The following is a 17,474-nucleotide window of genomic DNA, read 5'->3' as shown; positions in this document are numbered from 1 at the left end:
TATTAATTTATTTTTTTTAAATAAAATAAATTTGAGGCAATTTAGTAAAAATTATTGAACCACAAAACTGTTAGTATCCGCATGATGAATTATTACCTCTTTTATCCGCACCACCGGCCTTTCTCCCATCAGGTAATATCATTATAGCATTAATGCTCCCTATAGATGAGCGCCTGACGAGAGAATGCCCCATATTTGCCAGCTTCCCTACTGTGATACTGTCGATTGCAGCCTGCTCGTAACTGATCTGATCAGGCAGCCACTGATGATGAAACCTGCCGGCATCGGTGGCATCCTGAATACTCATCCCATAATCTATAACGTTGATTATCAACTGAAAAACAGTGGTAGGTATCGTTGATCCACCCGGAGATCCGGCAACAAGAAAAAGTTTTCCATCTTTTTCAACAATTGACGGAGTCATAGAACTGAGAATTTTCTTTCCTGGCTGAACCGAATTGACTTCGCCTCCTACCAGGCCATACATATTAGGTGTTCCCGGCTTGGTTGAAAAATCATCCATCTGATTGTTTAAGAAGAAACCAGCGCTGTCGACAACGATACTGTTACCATAGGTTCCGTTGAGAGTTGTGGTTGCAGAAACTGCATTTCCAAGTTGATCTACAACCGAATAATGTGTTGTTTCCTCGCTGGAATATGCTTCCGGCAATCCGGGTTTAATATCCTTTGAAACTGATGCCTTTTCTTCATCATATGAATTCATACGGGAAAGCAAATAATCACTGTTAATAAGCTGATCTGACTTTACACTCATAAAATCAGGATCGCCAAGATATTCTGAACGGTCAGCAAATGATCTTCTCTCAGCTTCTGCAATCAGATGAATACTTTTAAAAGAATGAAATCCCCACTCTTTAACAGGATATTTTTCAGTCATTTTAAGAAGCTGAATAAGAATTATCCCTCCGCTTGAAGGGGGAGGCACTGTGATTACCCGATACCCCTTATAATCTGAAGTAAGTGGATCTCTGGTAACTGACTTATAACCATTAAGATCCTGTTCAGAGACAATTCCATTTCCTCTCTTCATCTCTTTAACAATCAGCCGGGCTGTTTTACCTGAATAAAAACCATCCCTGCCAAAATCCCTGATCAGCCTGAGTGTTCCTGCAAGATCTTTCTGAACAAGAGTGTCACCTTCTTTCCATAGGGAATCCTTTATAAATGATGTTCGTGAAGCATTTCTTGCAAGAAAAATTGTTTTTGCAACATTAAGCCGGACTGCCTGTCCCCTGGTAAGCGGGAATCCTTTTTCTGCAATATCAATAGCAGGCTGAATAACATCCTTAAATGGAAGTACTCCATACCTGGAATGAGCAGTTATCATACCGTCGACAGTACCCGGAACACCGCTGGCCAGATGAGTATCAGTACTTAAGCCTTCAATAACATTACCAGCCTTATCAAGATACATATCCCGTGATGCACTTAATGGTGCTTTCTCCCTGTAATCTATAACATCTGTATTTCCATCAGCAAGTCTGATAACCATGAATCCCCCACCACCAATATTACCTGCTTCAGGATAGCATACAGCAAGCGCAAACTCAGTAGCTACAGCAGCATCAATCGCATTGCCTCCTGCCTGTAGTATTTTTGTACCTATAAGTGAACTTTCAGGATGTGCAGAAACCACCATCCCATGATCTGTAATAATTCCTTTGCCCTGTTTAATTATGTTATTTATGGAACCGGATTTACCGGAACAACCTGAAAGTGAGATCAGAATAAGAAGGGCTACTGAGGATCTTAGCATGAGAGATTACTTTTTCTAATTACAAGTATAACAATAAAGTCACAATTTAGGTTGCATGGCTTCATAATACTATCATAAGAAAAATTGTTTTATTACTTTTACGCAAAATCTTTTTCGATGCTGGCAAATCAACCTCTTGCTGAAAGGCTCAGACCCAAGGATCTGGCAGATTTCTGCGGTCAGGAACACCTGGTTGGCAAGGATGCTGTACTGCGAAGAGTAATTGAGTCGGGGAATATTCCTTCTTTTATTCTGTGGGGTCCTCCCGGAGTAGGCAAAACCACTCTGGCCGGCATCATCGCAAATACACTTAAAAGACCTTTCTTTTCACTTAGTGCAGTACATTCAGGCGTTAAGGATGTTAGAGAAACAATTGAAAAAGCCAAGAAACAACAATTCTTCAATCAACCTAATCCCATACTCTTTATAGATGAGATTCACCGCTTCAATAAATCGCAGCAGGATTCTCTTTTAAGTGCAGTTGAACAGGGAGTAATAACATTAATAGGAGCCACAACTGAGAATCCTTCATTTGAAGTTATATCCCCTCTTCTTTCGAGATGCCAGGTGTACGTAATGCAACCACTGACTGAAGATGAACTGGTATCATTAACAAATACGGCACTTAAAAAAGACAGATATCTTGCTGCACTTGATATTTCAATTGAAGAATACGAAGCTCTTATCAGAATCTCCGGAGGAGATGCGAGGAAACTGTATAATGCGCTTGAACTTGTTGTAAGCTCGGAATCTGATGAAGCGTCATCTGAAAAGATCATTATTAATAATGAGAAGGTGCTGAAACATGTCCAGAAGAATCTGGCGATGTATGACAAGAACGGAGAACAGCATTACGACATTATTTCGGCATTCATTAAATCGCTCAGGGGCAGTGATCCGAATGCCGCAGTTTACTGGCTGGCCAGAATGGTTGAAGGCGGTGAAGATCCGAAATTTATTGCACGAAGGATGCTTATTCTTGCTGCAGAGGATATAGGTCTTGCCAATCCGAATGCACTTCTGCTCGCCCAGGCATGCTTTGAAGCTGTTAATGTAATAGGATGGCCTGAATCGAGAATAATACTCTCTGAAGCTGCCGTATATCTTGCAACCTCACCAAAGAGCAATGCATCATATATGGCCATTGAGAGCGCAATTGAGGCTGTCAGGACAGAAGGAGATCTTCCTGTGCCGTTACATATAAGAAATGCCCCTACCCGGCTAATGAAGAACCTTGGGTATGGAAAAGAGTATAAATATGCACACAGCTATTCAGGTAATTTTGTTCAGGATAATTTTCTTCCGGAGGAGATAAAAGGAAGGACTTTTTATGATCCGGGAGCTAATCCAAAAGAAGAAGAGATAAGAAAGAGATTATCTGTAATGTGGAAAGATATTTACAAATATGATAAGTAATATCTCTGTGAAATCTCTGTGATGCCTCTGTGGATCTCTGTGAAATAAAAAGAACTGTCACAGAGAGACACTGAGAAGCACAGAGTTACACAGAGAAAAGAAAAGACATTATCATTTTATTATAAAAAAAATTCTAATTTTGTTACAATATGTCTAAAGCTGGAATAAATATTCCCGGAATAAAATTCAAAGAATCAGGTAATTTTCTTTTAATTGCCGGTCCCTGTGTTGTTGAGAGTGAGGCGATTATATTTGAAACAGCTGAACATCTTAAGTCTTTATCAGAGAAATACAGTATTCCTTTTATTTTCAAATCATCATACAGGAAAGCCAACAGATCCAAAGGTGATTCATTTTCAGGCATAGGCGATATAAAAGCCTTAAAAATACTTGCTGAAGTAAGGAACAGGTATTCCGTTCCTGTAATCACTGACATTCATAATCCGGATGAGGCACAGATGGCTGCTGATTATGTTGACGTTCTTCAGATTCCGGCATTTTTGTGCAGACAAACTGACCTTCTGGTCGCTGCTGCGAAAACAGGAAAGTGGATTAATATTAAAAAGGGACAATTTCTTTCAGGAGCTTCAATGAAGTTCGCCGTTGAAAAGGTAAAAGAATCAGGAAACAATAATATCACGCTGACTGACAGGGGTAATATGTTCGGATATCAGGATATTGTTGTCGATTTCAGAAATATCCCGGAGATGCAGAAGATCGGAGTTCCTGTTATAATGGATATAACACATTCACTTCAGCAGCCAAATCAGGAGGCCGGGGTATCGGGAGGAAGACCCGATATGATAGAGACTATTGGCAAAGCAGCAATAAGTGTCGGGGCTGATGGAATTTTCATCGAAACTCATCCGAATCCCGGAATTGCAAAATCAGATGGTGCCAATATGCTGATCTTATCAGGTATGGACTTACTTTTAGGCAGGCTTGTCGTATTAAGAAAAACAATAAATTCATTTTAATCATTTAAATTTTAAATCCAATTACATGAAAAAGCTCATTTTTGTCCTTACCGGACTAATTATTGCAACCGCTATCAATGCTCAATCACTTGAAGAAATTGTAAAAAAGTACTCAGAAGCCAACAAGCAGGATAAAATTTCTGCTCTGTCAACAATCAAGATCACCGGAAAGATGTCGATGATGGGAATGGATCTTCCGCTTGAGATGTGGATGAAAAATCCAAATAAAATCAAGACTGTCACCAATTTCAACGGACAGGAAATGATATCTGTATTTGACGGTGTTAAAGGATACTCAATCAATCCTATGACAGGCTCCGCCGAACCTGTTGAAATGTCTGCAGATCAGGTTAAACAGACCCAGACCAGCAACCTTTTCAATAATTTCATGGCAACATATCTGAAAGAGGGCAAACTCACACTTGTCGGACAGGAAAATGTAAACGACAAGCCTGCATTCAAGATAAAAGTCAGTCTGGATGGAGGAAACACAACAGATATGTTTATCGACAAAGCATCCTATCTTCTTGTTAAGAACAGCACCACGGTCAGTTCACAGGGAACAACTGTAACTGTTGATTCATATCCATCTGATTACAAAGAAACTAACGGACTGCTTCTACCTATGAAGACAACCTCATCAGCACAGGGTATGGAGTTCATGATAATTTTTGACAAAGTTGAAGTAAATCTTCCTATCGAAGACAGTGTTTTTAAAATCAAATAATGATTTTGGTTTTTGTTGTATTGTAGAGACGCAATGCATTGCGTCTTTACCTATAAAAGACAAGGGATATGATAGAGACGCAATGCATTGCGTCTCTACATGAAAATAGAATAAAATAAAAAGGCGTCCGATTTGGGCGCCTTTTCTGTTTGCAGCTGGCCTGTAAGCCGGTTTCTGTACGGTTTTGGTTTCTGCGAGAGATATTAAAACCGGTATCCATCATTTATCTGGTCACGGCATCACTGCCGTGCTCCTACGACCTACCCCCCGGCACTGGACGAGCAGCCCTGATCGCCGGTATACATGGTCTTTCAACCCATAAGGTGTACGGCTCCTGATGTTGCCACCCGGACCGGTAAGCTCTTACCTCACCTTTTCACCCTTACCCCTCGGCTACGCTCGGGGCGTCGCCTAAGGCGGTTATTTTCTGTTACACTAACTATACCCTCGCGGATATCTTCCCGTTAGGAAGTATGGTGCTCTTTGTTGCCCGGACTTTCCTCACCGCCTATTGATAAATCTCAGAACGGCGCGATGGAACAGCCTGCTGCGGTGCAAAGGTAAGAAATATTAACTACTTTTGCACACGATTCACGACTAAAGACTCACGACTTACGACGCACGACACACGGCACACGGCAAACAATGCAGGTCAATTAATTTAATGGAAAGAGGAGCAATAAATATCGAAGATTATGATTATGACTTACCTGAGGAGAGGATAGCTCAATATCCTGTGGGGGAAAGAGATATGTCGAATCTTTTGGTTTACAGACAGGGCAATATCAAAAAAGATATTTTCAGAAATCTGGATAACTACATTCCAAAGGGATCGCTGCTTGTTTTTAATAATACCAGAGTCATCCGTGCCAGGCTCCTTTTCCGTAAAGAATCAGGAGCCGCGATTGAAATACTATGTCTCGAACCGCTTTCTCCTGCTGAATACCAGATGTCGTTTGGATCGACCGGACCTGTGGAATGGAAGTGTATTGTAGGGAATCTTAAAAAATGGAAAAAAGGAAAGCTGCTCCTTCCCTACTCAATAAATCAAAAAGACTATATACTCTCGGCAGAGAAAGTATGTCAGGAAGGAGAAGCCTGGAGAATCAGATTTACATGGGATTCGCCGTTAACAAGTTTTGGTGAGGTAATTGATGCTGCCGGACATATACCCTTGCCTCCGTATATTAACAGGGAAGATGAAAAAGAGGATAATATACGTTACCAGACTGTCTACTCTTCTGTAAAAGGCTCGGTTGCTGCGCCGACAGCCGGATTACACTTTAATGAAGAAGTATTTGAAAAACTTCGTAAAAATGATGTAAAACTTACTGAATTAACTTTACATGTTGGAGCCGGAACTTTTCAGCCTGTTAAAACAAAGAACATTAATGACCATGAGATGCATTGTGAGCATTTCTATATTACCGCAGATACAATTCAGCTTCTTATCGATTATAGCGGAAAGATAATACCTGTGGGGACAACCTCAGTAAGAACTCTGGAATCGCTTTACTGGATTGGCGTTAAGATAGCCTGCAGTAATGTAAACCCGGGAGAACCTCTGTCGCTTGGTCAGTGGGATGCTTATAGCACTGACTCAAAAATCTCTGCCAGAGAGTCGCTGGAAAGTTTACTTGAATTCATGAAAAAAAGAAATACATCAATTCTCGAGGCATCGACAAGCATTATTATTATTCCGGGTTATGAATTCAGGATCATAAACGGCATGATAACCAATTTCCATCAGCCAAAAAGCACCCTGCTCCTTCTTATATCTGCCTGGATTGGAGAAAATTGGAAAGAAGTCTACAAATATGCATTGAATAATAATTTCAGGTTCCTTAGTTATGGAGACAGTTCCGTATTATTTTGATGATGGAATATTGTTATTGTAGGGACGCAAAATATTGCGTCCCTACAACAAAATATTATAAAATTACAATGTATATTGTATCATATTTTTGTTATAACGAAATATTTAGTTTAATTTTGATTGTTATTTGATTTTTTGTTTATTTGGACCAAAATTATTAATCATGAATGAGAACCGATTAATGCAACAGGTTACTGCAATTTTCTCAATCTTTATGGTAGTGTTCTATCTTTCTGCCGGGATCTATCTTTTATTCTTCTTTGATGCGGGTAGCCTAAACAGGCCGGTAATAGTAATAATGGGTATAACTTTTATCTTTTACGGATTATACAGAACTTTCAGGGCATATCTAAAAATAGTTGAGGTTTTTTTTACAAAAGACAAAAACGATGAGTAAATATCAGATACTTTAAATGTCGGGGTCAGAGATTTGATTGTTTATCAAAATTTAGTTGGCACACACTTTGCAGTGATATTTCTGATAAATATTTAAACTTGACAAATTTTAAGGATATGAACAGAGTATCAGTTATTCAAAAATTTATTATTATTGCGAGCCGGAACATTAGTTTCACAACCTTTAATATAGTGGACAGAAAGAACAGTAATAAATCTACCTTAAAGTTGGGTCTTCCTTTAATAGGACTGCTCTTGCTCTTGGGAGCATGCGGTCAGATGGGAAAAACAGGAACTAATGAAACACCGACAAGGGGAAATATTACTATAGTCGCAGACGAATCATTTCAGCCACTTATCGAATCAGAAGTTTTTACATTTACAGATCTATATGTAAATGCAGAAATTACTGCGTTGTATAAACCTGAGTTTGATGTAATTGAAGATTTCATGAATGATTCGGTTAAGGTGATTGTAACAAGCAAGAAGCTTTCAGATTATCAGATCCAGTATCTGCGCGACACACTTATAGTTGCAAGAACCTCTTCTTTTGCATATGATGCATTAGCACTTGTTACAAACCGATCTAATACCGATACCCTGCTTACCTATAATACAATAAAAGATATTTTTCAGGGCAAAGTAAAAACATGGAAAGATGTAAATTTAAAATCAAAGCTTGGAGAAATCCGTGTCATATTTGATAATAACAAATCAGGCAATATCAGATACTTTAAAGAGGAATTTGGAATCAAAGATTCTCTCAAAGGAAATTTCTTTGCAGTAAACAGTAATCCGGAGGTTATTAACTTTGTATCTCGAAATCCTGATGCTTTAGGTATTATCAGTGTAAACTGGATAAGTGATAAAGATGACTCACTTAGTATGAGTTTTACAAAAAAAGTCAATATCATTGCAGTTTCTCAGAAATATATGAATGACGGTTCGTTTTACCGTCCGCACCAGGGTTTTATTTATGATAAGTCGTATCCTTTTGTAAGAGAGATTTATCTGATATCAAGAGAAACATTTCCGGGCCTTGGTTCCGGGTTTATCAACTGGGCCTGTGCTGAGCAGGGTCAGAGGATTGTTTTAAAATCCGGATTAGTTCCGGCTACTATGCCGATAAGGCTGGTGCAGGTGAAGAAATAGGTACGGGGTACGGGGTTCGAGGTACGTGGGATTAGAAAATTGATGATTGAATAGAATTTATACACTATAATTGACAACAAAATTACGATAGCTATGAAACGTTTAATTTTAAGACCAGCAGCATTGCTGGCAGTGATGTTGACAGTTTTTGCAATTGGAAGCCAGGCACAGGATCTCAATAGTGCAACCCTCCTTACAAGGAGCGAGCAATATGATAAAGCCGAGGCAATGCTGCAGGACCTTATCAAGAAGGAACCTGCTAACAGCAAGAACTATTTTTACCTTGGAGAAAACTATCTGGCTGATTATTATGCTGATACTATTTCCAACTCACTGATAGTTTCTGCAACTGCTGCCAAAGAAGTATATCAGAAAGGCGTAAGTGCAAATGCAAATGATCCGCTTAACTATATAGGTCTTGCAAAAGTAGCCTTCCTGTTGGGAGACAATAAGACTGCTACAGAAATGAGGGCCAAGGCAAAAAGCTTTCTCCTTCCATATAAAAACCTTAAAAAAATCTCTCCCCCTGCCAAAGACTATGCATTTACTCTTGCAAAAATTGCAGAATCCTACATTAAGGATGCAGCGGTTGACACAGGTGCAGCATTACCACTTATCAGGGAAGCAATTAAAATTGACAATAAGAACAGAGATGTTTATTTGATAGCAGGTGATATTTATATACTAATGAATGACGGTTCAAAAGCTATTTATTTTTACAACCAGGCTCAGTTTGCTGATCCTCAGTCGCCTACAGCCCAGATGAAAATCGGAACTATATATGTAAGGGGCCGTCAGCTTACTGCAGCAATACCATGCTTTGAACAGGCAATCGAGTTAAATGCTGCCTTTGCTCCTGCTTACAGAGAGCTTGGTCAGGTCTATCTTCTTGCACAAAGGTTTGATCAGTCGAAGGAATACTTTAAAAAGTATCTCGATCTGACTTCCGGTAATATCCCTGCAAAAACAAGATATGTTAATGCCCTCTTCTATGCAAAAGATTACGATGGTGTTATTACAACTGTTGAAGAAATTTTTGCGGTTGACCAGTCCAGATCATATATGAACCGTATCGCCGGTTATTCATGCTATGAAAAGAATCCACCGGATTACAATAAAGCTTTGGCATACATGGAGACACTCTTCAAAACAGTAGCTCCTGAACGTATAATTCAGAAAGACTACCTGTATCTTGCAAGGATTCTTGCCAAGAGGAATCTGGGTTATCCAAAAATGGTTGAAGATCTCAACTCACTTAAATCTCAGCTTGAAAAAGCAAAAACAAAGCCAGCAACTGATGAACTTAACGCAAAAATTGCTAATGCCGAGAAAGAAGTTGTAAAGGCTGATGCTGAACTGGACAGGATGTATATTGCCTATGGTAAAGCTTTAAGTTATAAACCTGAAGATAAGAACCTGCTGAATGAGATTGCCAACAGCTATTACAACAATAAGAGATTTGACATGGCAGCTAAAACATGGGCCAAACTTCTTGATCCTTCAAAAGATAATACTGAAGACCTGATGAGAATCGGCCGTGCATATTATAACGGAGAGAAACTTAAGACTGCGGATTCGTTATTTACCTCCATTACAAAAACAAATCCATCATATGTACCTGCTCATCTCTGGATTGCGAGAACATATTCCAAAATGGATCCTGATACAAAACTAGGTCTTGCAAAACCTAAATTTGAGAAAGTGGCTGAAGTAGGAAAAACTGACTCAGTAAAATACGAAAATGAGATGATGGAAGCCTTCAACTACCTCAGCTATTACCACATGATGAATGAGAATTGGAGTAAATCAAAGGATTACTATAACAGAATGATCAATCTTGATCCTACCAGCAAGGAAAACAAGCTTAAAGGATATTATGGAATCGGATCTATTGAACTGAGATCAACCAAGGATGAAAAGACAAACGAAGGAAGGTTGCCTTATTTATCAAGGGCTACTGAAGCATTTAACAAGATGCTGGCAATTGATCCTGCCAATGCTTCTGCAAAGAGTCAGTTAGCTTATGTACGTGAATTTGAAGCACAGGTTAAGAAAGGTATCAATCCTAACGAGATCAAAGGTGTTATCAAGAGTAAAGCCGGACAACCAATTGGTTATGCTTCAGTTAGAGTAAAAGATACTGCAGCAGAAACACTTACCAACGCAAAAGGAGAGTATAAATTTGAGATTCCACAGGATTCAGAAACTCTTTTAATTGTAGCCAAAGGCTATAAAACTCTAGAAATACCAATAACAAAATCGAGGGTTTACAACGTTACACTAGAACAGTAGAACATTTTAATAACGATAATAACTGAATAAATCAAAAAAAGAAGCAGGGTATAATGTTAACTTAACGGTCATACAGTTTAGAGAATTATTCTAAACTGTGCCAAAAACTTAACATTATTTCCTGCAATATTTGAAAATATCAATTCTAAATATATATTTGCAAATCGTAAAAAAAATCTTAAACCTAAACAAATCGATAAAATGAGTAAACAAGGAAGTTCGTTCAAAGATGCGTTGCAGAATGTATTCGCAACAAGTGCTATTTTAATAGCTTTTATTGTATCCTATATTTTGTTCACGCAGATTATGGGTAACCCTGTTAATTTCGAGGGAGGCAATCCTGAGGGAAGAGCACTAGAGGGTAACTATTTGGGAATCATCTACAAAGGAGGTGCAATTGTTCCAATTCTTATGACATGCGTTTTAGTTCTTATTATTTTCATTTTTGAAAGAACTATCACATTATCAAGAGCAAAAGGTAAAGGAAGACTTAATTCATTCGTAAGTCAGCTTCAGGGTCTTCTTGCAGGAGACAAAATCGAAGAGGCTTTGGAAGCTTGTGACAAACAGAGAGGTTCTCTTGCAAACGTTATGAAAGCTGGTCTTGCCCGCTATCGTGACCTTCAGAAAGACAAAGAACTTGAGAAAGATCAGAAGATTCTTTCTATTCAGAAATCATTCGAGGAAGCTACAGCACTTGAGCTGCCAATGCTTTCAAAGAACATGGTTATTTTCTCTACTCTTGCTTCTATTTCAGTGTTGATCGGTCTTATCGGTACAGTTCTTGGTATGATCAAGGCTTTTGCTGCTCTTGCTCAGTCAGGTGCTCCAGATGCACTTGCCCTTGCAGAAGGTATCTCAGAAGCTCTTATTAATACCGCATTTGGTATTACAGGTTCTACCCTGGCAATCGTAGCTTTCAACTATTTCTCATCCACAATTGATTCTTATACATTTAAAATTGATGAAGCTGGTTTCAGCCTGACACAGAATTTTGCTGCTTCATTGAAAGACAAGTAATGAGAATTGATCTTTTGGTTATAAACAATTAATATACGCTACAATGCCAAAGATTAAATTACCAACAAAGTCGCCACATATCGACATGACGCCGATGGTTGACCTGTTCTCGGTAGTTTTGACATTCCTAATGTTGACAACTACAATGAGACAGCAGGAACCTGCTCCTATCGATACACCATATTCAATATCAGAAAAACCAACACCTGATTTTAATACATTTACACTTCTTCTTTCCCAAGACGACAAAGTATTTATTAACTTCGATAATGGTCCGGATACAGCATTCAAATTCAGACCAAAAATTCTTGCTGAAATGGGCAAGAGATATAATATCGAATTTACTGAATCTGAACTTCGGGATTTTGAAAAATATCCAACTTCAATCGGGGTTCCTATCCTGCAGATGAAGGAGTTCCTCAATGCTAAAGGGAACAAGGAGAAAACTGTATTCCAGACAGGAATTCCAATCGATTCCCTTGATAATCAGCTGGCTCTATGGGTTCTTTTTGCACGCCAGGTGAATCCTAACATTCAGGCATGTATTAAAGGTGATGCAAAAACTGGTTTTCCGATTGTACAGAAGGTGCTTGATATTATGCAGGAAAAGAATGTGAATAAGTTCAATCTTATCACAAGTCTTGAAGGTGCTAAAATAAATCTAGAAGAAATACAGAAGTGATATGGCTGAAATAATTCAAGAAGAAAAAGCTGGCGGGAAGAAGAAAGCCAAGAAGCATGCACCACATATTGACATGACACCTATGGTTGACCTTATGTGTCTGCTGATCACTTTCTTTATGCTTACCACTGCTTTTTCAAAAGCAAAGGTTATGGAGATTAACCTTCCTGAAAAGATCAAAGATCCGAATCAGAAAGCTCCGGTTGTAGTTGCCAGTCGTACCATGAACCTGATTCTTGGTCCGAATGACAAGATTTACTGGTACCAGGGAAACGTAAAACCTGAGGAATATAATAATCTTCCTCCTCTTACAGAGTTAGATTACAGCGCAGAAGCAACTGGCTTACGCATGAAACTGCTAGAGAGAAACAGAGCTCTTTTTAAGAAAATAGATGAGTTCAAACAAGAGGTTTTAACAGGAAAACTTCAGATCTCCCAGGATTCATTAAGAGCTTCTATAGCACAACTTAAAAAGGACGATGATACAGGTCCTATTGTGCTTATTAAGGCTTACAAAAAAGCTACTTACGGAAATTTTGTTGATATCCTCGATGAGATGAATATCTGCGGAATTGCCCGTTATACATTTGTGCCTATAGCCTGGTATGAAGAGAAGATGGTAGAGATGACTACAGGCATTACACCATCAGCGACTGATTCCACGAAATAACCGAAAACTCCAGAGAAATGGCAAAAGAAAAAGTAAATGCACCTGCTTTCGATGATATAGTCTTCGAAGCAAGGAATAAGGAGTACGGAGCATACAGCCTTAGGAAAAAATATAATCGTACAGTACTTTTTGCACTGGCAATTGGTATAATTATACTGGCAACGGCTATTATTACTCCGTATATCAATGCGAAAGCATTGGATAATCAGGCAAAACGTGCTGAGAGACTGGTTGAGATTAAACTGGAGAACCTGGATCAGCCTACCGAACAGGTGGCTCCTCCCCCTCCTCCTCCTCCTCCTCCTGCAGACGTAGTACAGCAGGCTAAATATGTTCCTCCAGTAGTTGTTGACTCTGTGAAACCTGAGGATGACGTACAGCTTATGACAGCTGACGAAGCTCAGACAGAAGTTAAAAACGAAGAGGTTGTTGAAGTTGTTGCTGAAGTTAAAGAAGAGGTACAGGAAGCAGAACCTGAAGAAGTACCATTCGTAGTTGTTGAAGAGATGCCCATGTTCCCGGGCGGTGACACTGAACTGCTTAAGTATATCGGAGAACACACAAATTATCCTGAAGTTGCTAAAGAAAACAACATCCAGGGTAGAGTAATTGTGCGTTTCTGTGTTACTGCAAAAGGCGGAGTCAGCCAGGTGAGCATTCTTAAAGGTGTTGATCCAGAACTCGATGCTGAAGCTATAAGGGTTGTTAACACTCTTCCGGCTTTTAAACCCGGTAAACAGGGTGGAAAACCAGTTCCGGTTTGGTACATGGTACCTATTACTTTCACGCTGAAGTAAAACACTTTACACTATAATAAAAGGCTGAATCGATTGATTCAGCCTTTTTTATTTATATAAATTGAAGTAAGAACAATTGATCAAACGAATGAAGAAGTCAGAAGTAATCTTACTTTTTAAGCTCTGCTGAGAGTAACCCGATGAAATCATTAATGTCATCTTCAGTTGTATCCCAGCTTGTCATCAGACGATATTCAGAAGTTTTTTCATTCCAGGGGTAAAAGAAATAGTGCTTTCGTACTCGTTCTGCCACATCCGACGGCATAATTACAAAGACACCATTCGACTGAACCCTCTGGGTAATTTTGACTTCGCTGATTCCTTGAAGTTTGTCAGCCAGCAACCCTGCCATTGCATTTGAATGTTCAGCACATCTTCTCCATAAGTCATTCTTAAAATATCCTATATACTGTGCTGAAATGAATCTCATCTTCGAAGCAAGCTGCATTCCCTGTTTCCTGATATATTTAAAATCATCTGATAATCCGGGCTTCAGGAAACAGATTGCTTCACCGAACATCATGCCGTTCTTTGTACCTCCGAATGAGAGCACATCAACTCCTGCACCTGTTGTAAAATCCTTAAAAGGTAATTTAAGACAAACTGCAGCATTTGCCAGTCTCGCCCCATCCATATGAAGCAGCATTCCCCTGGAATGAGCATAATCGGCGATCTTCCTGATCTCTGAGACAGAATATACAGTACCCATCTCAGTTGTCTGGGTGATTGAGATCACCCTGGGTTGTGAATGATGCTCAAAGTCAATACCGTGCATATGTATCTCTATAAGATCAGTCGTTATTTTACCATCCACTGTATCAACAGTAAGAACTTTACCTCCTGTAAATTTTTCAGGAGCACCACATTCATCCTGCTCCAGATGGGCTGAGGAAGCTGCAATAATTGAATTCCATGATCTGGTGACAGATGTAAGACCTAATACATTTGCAGCTGTTCCTGTAAAAACAAAAAAAGTCTCAGTTGAATCTCCAAGGTGCTCTTTAAAAAGATTTAACGCTTTTTCTGTCCATAAATCTGAACCATACCCAATTGCATGGTCAATATTTGCAGCAACAATCTCCTTTAAAATATCGGGATGTACACCTGCATTATTATCACTGGCAAATCCTCTTCTCATTTTTTGGTTTTTGTATTATATAACTTGTACTTCGCAAAGATAATAATGAGGGCCATAGTGACGATATTAAGTGAAGTTTTTTAGATAAAAGAACTTATTAAGAAAATTTAAGATATCAGCTATTTAAAAAAAAATTACCTTAGACTAATTAAAAAACCGACTAATATTTAGTTAGATATCATAAACAGAAAAGATAAATTTTTAGCTAATGATTGAAAAGATTAACAATGGTAACAACAGTGCATTCAAAGAATTGTACGGTACCAGTGAAGAGGTCCTGAAAAAGCAGGCTCAAAGGTATAAAAGTCTTATCGAGAAGTTTAATTCTGCCTTCGGCACATCAGGTATTATGCTGTTCAGCTCACCTGGCCGTACCGAGATAGGAGGAAATCACACAGACCATAATTACGGGCGGGTACTGGCAGGTGCGGTAAACCTTGATAATATAGCTGTGGCTGCTAAGAACAACTCAAATATTGTCAGGATTGAATCTGTTGGTTATCCAAGGTTTGAGGTTGATCTGAATTACCTCATGCCTGATAAAAAGGAATATTACACTTCAGGTTCGCTTGTGAGAGGTATCTGTGCCAGATTGAAAGAAAATGGTTTCACTATCGGAGGTTTTGACTGCTGCATTGATGGAGCAGTACCTGTTGGCTCCGGACTAAGTTCCTCTGCATCTTTTGAAGTCCTTATCGGAGCAATCGTAAGCCACTTATTTAATAATGGCAAACTCGATGCAGTTCAAAATGCCATAATCGGACAATATGCTGAGAATGTATTCTTTGGCAAGCCATGCGGACTAATGGATCAAACAGCATGTGCTGTAGGCGGTCTTGTCACAATCGACTTTAAAGATCCTTCCAAGCCCATAGTAAAGAAGGTCAACTTCGATTTCGTTTCTACAGGATTTGCGTTAGTAATAACCGATACCGGCGGCAATCATGCAGATCTGAATGATGAATACGCGTCCCTGCCTACTGATATGAAGGCTGTCGCAGCTGAATTAGGTGCAAAGGTACTCAGGCAGGTTACAATTGATCAGGTATTGGAAATTACTCCTAAAATCCGTGAGAAAGTTGGCGACAGGGCAATTCTAAGGGCTATTCACTTCCAGGGAGACAACCAGCGTGTTGTAGATCAGGTTGCTGCACTTGAAAGAAATGATTTTAAAGCATTCCTCGGGATGGTTGTTGATTCAGGCTTTAGTTCCTATATGTACAACCAGAATATCTACCCTGTTAATAATGTAAAAGAGCAGGGTGTTTCTCTTGCTCTTGCTTTAAGCGAGCTTGTACTTAAGGGACAGGGAGCATGGCGTGTACATGGAGGAGGATTTGCAGGTACAATACAGGCATTTGTTCCGCAGAACCTGCTGAATAAATACATCACAACCTTAGAACACGTATTCGGGAAAGGTTCCTGCCATAACCTGTTCATAAGGCAAAAAGGCGCTGATAAAATTGATCTTTAAGAAATATGAACTACATTAAGGAAGACGCTTTCAAAGGTACATTTAAAGGGAAATCCACTTCGCTTTTTACTTTGAAAAACAAGAATGGACTTGTTGTCCAGATTACGAATTTCGGAGCCAAAATTGTAAGTATTTATGTTCCTGACCGGAATGGGAAATTTGAAGATATTGTTCTTGGCTACGAGTCTATTGATGAATATATTAAAGGCAATCCATATTTTGGTGCTATTTGTGGCAGATATGCCAACCGTATAGCTAACGGTAAGTTCAGTATTGATGGTAAAACTTACCAGCTGCCAGTTAATAACGGTCCTAACTCACTTCACGGAGGCCCTGAAGGATTCAATAATCAGGTATTTGCTGCAGGGGAAGTAATTAAATCCCAAGATAAACAGGCAATTGAGATGGTATATGAAAGCTGTGACAATGAAATGGGATACCCTGGTAACCTAACTCTAAAGGTTACATACACTTTAACCAGCGAGGATGAATTGGTACTTGATTACGAGGCAAAAACTGATAAAACGACACATGTAAACATCGCTTCTCACTCCTTCTTTAATCTTGCAGGAGAAGGTAACGGGGATATTCTGAATCACCAGCTGACTATTAATGCCGATAGATTTACACCTGTCAGCGAAGTACTTATACCAACCGGGGAATTCAGACCAGTTGCCGGCACTCCCATGGACTTCACTAAACCAAAGCTTATAGGCAAAGAAATTAATGACAGTTACGATCAGCTGAAGCATGGCAAGGGATACGACCACAACTGGATCATAAACAAAGAGATACCAGGAAAATTAACCCTTGCGGCTACATGCCTTGAATCAAAATCGGGTCGTGTAATGGAAGTTCATACAACACAGCCGGGGGTTCAGCTTTATACCGGTAACTGGCTTGACGGAAGTAAAGGTAAAGGTGGTCATGAATATGGCATGCGTTCAGCATTATGTCTCGAGACCCAAAACTTTCCCGATTCACCGAATAAGCCAGCCTTCCCTTCTACCCTGTTAAAACCGGGTGAAGTGTATAAACAAACCTGCGTACACAAATTTTATGTTAAATAAATTAATACTA

General features: G+C 39.2%; 15 protein-coding genes and 1 other RNA gene. 13 read left to right on the top strand and 3 right to left on the bottom strand.

Features of this window, described 5'->3' with window-relative positions; translation table 11 throughout:
* Window positions 1-70: 70 nt before the first annotated feature.
* Window positions 71-1,660, bottom strand: coding sequence for a gamma-glutamyltransferase (ggt, locus tag IPJ16_10520; protein MBK7627605.1), 1,590 nt, complete (start codon window positions 1,658-1,660; stop codon window positions 71-73).
* A 234-nt stretch (window positions 1,661-1,894) separates the two neighbouring features.
* On the opposite strand from ggt, the gene IPJ16_10515 reads away from it, so the two are divergent.
* The 3 genes from IPJ16_10515 to IPJ16_10505 all read left to right on the top strand — a co-directional run bounded on the left by IPJ16_10515 (window position 1,895) and on the right by IPJ16_10505 (window position 4,897).
* The gene (locus tag IPJ16_10515) at window positions 1,895-3,193 is read left to right on the top strand and encodes a replication-associated recombination protein A (protein ID MBK7627604.1); all 1,299 of its coding nucleotides are present in this window, start codon (window positions 1,895-1,897) and stop codon (window positions 3,191-3,193) included.
* Window positions 3,194-3,342: 149 nt separating this feature from the next.
* Window positions 3,343-4,170 carry a 3-deoxy-8-phosphooctulonate synthase gene (gene kdsA, locus IPJ16_10510; GenBank protein ID MBK7627603.1) on the top strand — a complete coding sequence of 276 codons (828 nt, stop codon included), beginning with the start codon at window positions 3,343-3,345 and terminating at the stop codon, window positions 4,168-4,170.
* Window positions 4,171-4,195: 25 nt separating this feature from the next.
* Window positions 4,196-4,897, top strand: coding sequence for a hypothetical protein (locus IPJ16_10505; protein MBK7627602.1), 702 nt, complete (start codon window positions 4,196-4,198; stop codon window positions 4,895-4,897).
* 147 nt (window positions 4,898-5,044) lie between these two features.
* Here the strand turns inward: IPJ16_10505 and rnpB are convergent.
* Window positions 5,045-5,448, bottom strand: an RNA gene (gene rnpB, locus IPJ16_10500) — RNase P RNA component class A.
* A 113-nt stretch (window positions 5,449-5,561) separates the two neighbouring features.
* On the opposite strand from rnpB, the gene IPJ16_10495 reads away from it, so the two are divergent.
* The 8 genes from IPJ16_10495 (at window position 5,562) to IPJ16_10460 (ending at window position 13,782) form a co-directional block, all read left to right on the top strand.
* Window positions 5,562-6,773, top strand: a complete 1,212-nt coding sequence (locus IPJ16_10495; GenBank protein MBK7627601.1) for an S-adenosylmethionine:tRNA ribosyltransferase-isomerase — start codon at window positions 5,562-5,564, stop codon at window positions 6,771-6,773.
* Between the two features lie 163 nt (window positions 6,774-6,936).
* A complete protein-coding gene (locus tag IPJ16_10490) occupies window positions 6,937-7,170 on the top strand; it encodes a hypothetical protein (protein MBK7627600.1) in 234 nt (77 codons plus the stop codon).
* A 116-nt stretch (window positions 7,171-7,286) separates the two neighbouring features.
* Window positions 7,287-8,321, top strand: a complete 1,035-nt coding sequence (locus tag IPJ16_10485; GenBank protein MBK7627599.1) for a substrate-binding domain-containing protein — start codon at window positions 7,287-7,289, stop codon at window positions 8,319-8,321.
* A gap of 93 nt (window positions 8,322-8,414) precedes the next feature.
* Window positions 8,415-10,613: a tetratricopeptide repeat protein gene (locus IPJ16_10480; GenBank protein MBK7627598.1), complete on the top strand. Its 2,199-nt coding sequence runs from the start codon at window positions 8,415-8,417 to the stop codon at window positions 10,611-10,613.
* A gap of 201 nt (window positions 10,614-10,814) precedes the next feature.
* A complete protein-coding gene (locus IPJ16_10475; protein ID MBK7627597.1) occupies window positions 10,815-11,633 on the top strand; it encodes a MotA/TolQ/ExbB proton channel family protein in 819 nt (272 codons plus the stop codon).
* A gap of 43 nt (window positions 11,634-11,676) precedes the next feature.
* Window positions 11,677-12,315 (top strand): biopolymer transporter ExbD, encoded by a 639-nt coding sequence (locus IPJ16_10470; GenBank protein MBK7627596.1) that lies wholly within the window; start codon window positions 11,677-11,679, stop codon window positions 12,313-12,315.
* A 1-nt stretch (window position 12,316) separates the two neighbouring features.
* On the top strand, window positions 12,317-12,985 hold the full coding sequence (locus IPJ16_10465; GenBank protein ID MBK7627595.1) for a biopolymer transporter ExbD: 669 nt from the start codon (window positions 12,317-12,319) through the stop codon (window positions 12,983-12,985).
* A gap of 17 nt (window positions 12,986-13,002) precedes the next feature.
* Window positions 13,003-13,782, top strand: a complete 780-nt coding sequence (locus tag IPJ16_10460) for an energy transducer TonB (GenBank protein MBK7627594.1) — start codon at window positions 13,003-13,005, stop codon at window positions 13,780-13,782.
* A gap of 109 nt (window positions 13,783-13,891) precedes the next feature.
* Here the strand turns inward: IPJ16_10460 and IPJ16_10455 are convergent, their stop codons facing one another.
* Window positions 13,892-14,920, bottom strand: a complete 1,029-nt coding sequence (locus IPJ16_10455) for a low specificity L-threonine aldolase (protein MBK7627593.1) — start codon at window positions 14,918-14,920, stop codon at window positions 13,892-13,894.
* A 208-nt stretch (window positions 14,921-15,128) separates the two neighbouring features.
* On the opposite strand from IPJ16_10455, the gene IPJ16_10450 reads away from it, so the two are divergent.
* Both IPJ16_10450 and IPJ16_10445 read left to right on the top strand, forming a co-directional pair.
* Window positions 15,129-16,394 (top strand): galactokinase, encoded by a 1,266-nt coding sequence (locus IPJ16_10450; protein MBK7627592.1) that lies wholly within the window; start codon window positions 15,129-15,131, stop codon window positions 16,392-16,394.
* 5 nt (window positions 16,395-16,399) lie between these two features.
* Entirely contained in the window at window positions 16,400-17,464 is a 1,065-nt protein-coding gene (locus tag IPJ16_10445) for a galactose mutarotase (GenBank protein MBK7627591.1), read from the top strand.
* Window positions 17,465-17,474: the final 10 nt, after the last annotated feature.

The sequence above is a fragment of the Bacteroidales bacterium genome (genome assembly GCA_016709865.1).
Lineage (GTDB): Bacteria > Bacteroidota > Bacteroidia > Bacteroidales > VadinHA17 > LD21.
Note: the sequence above shows the minus strand (reverse complement) of the source record. Positions and strands in the feature narration are given on the sequence as shown.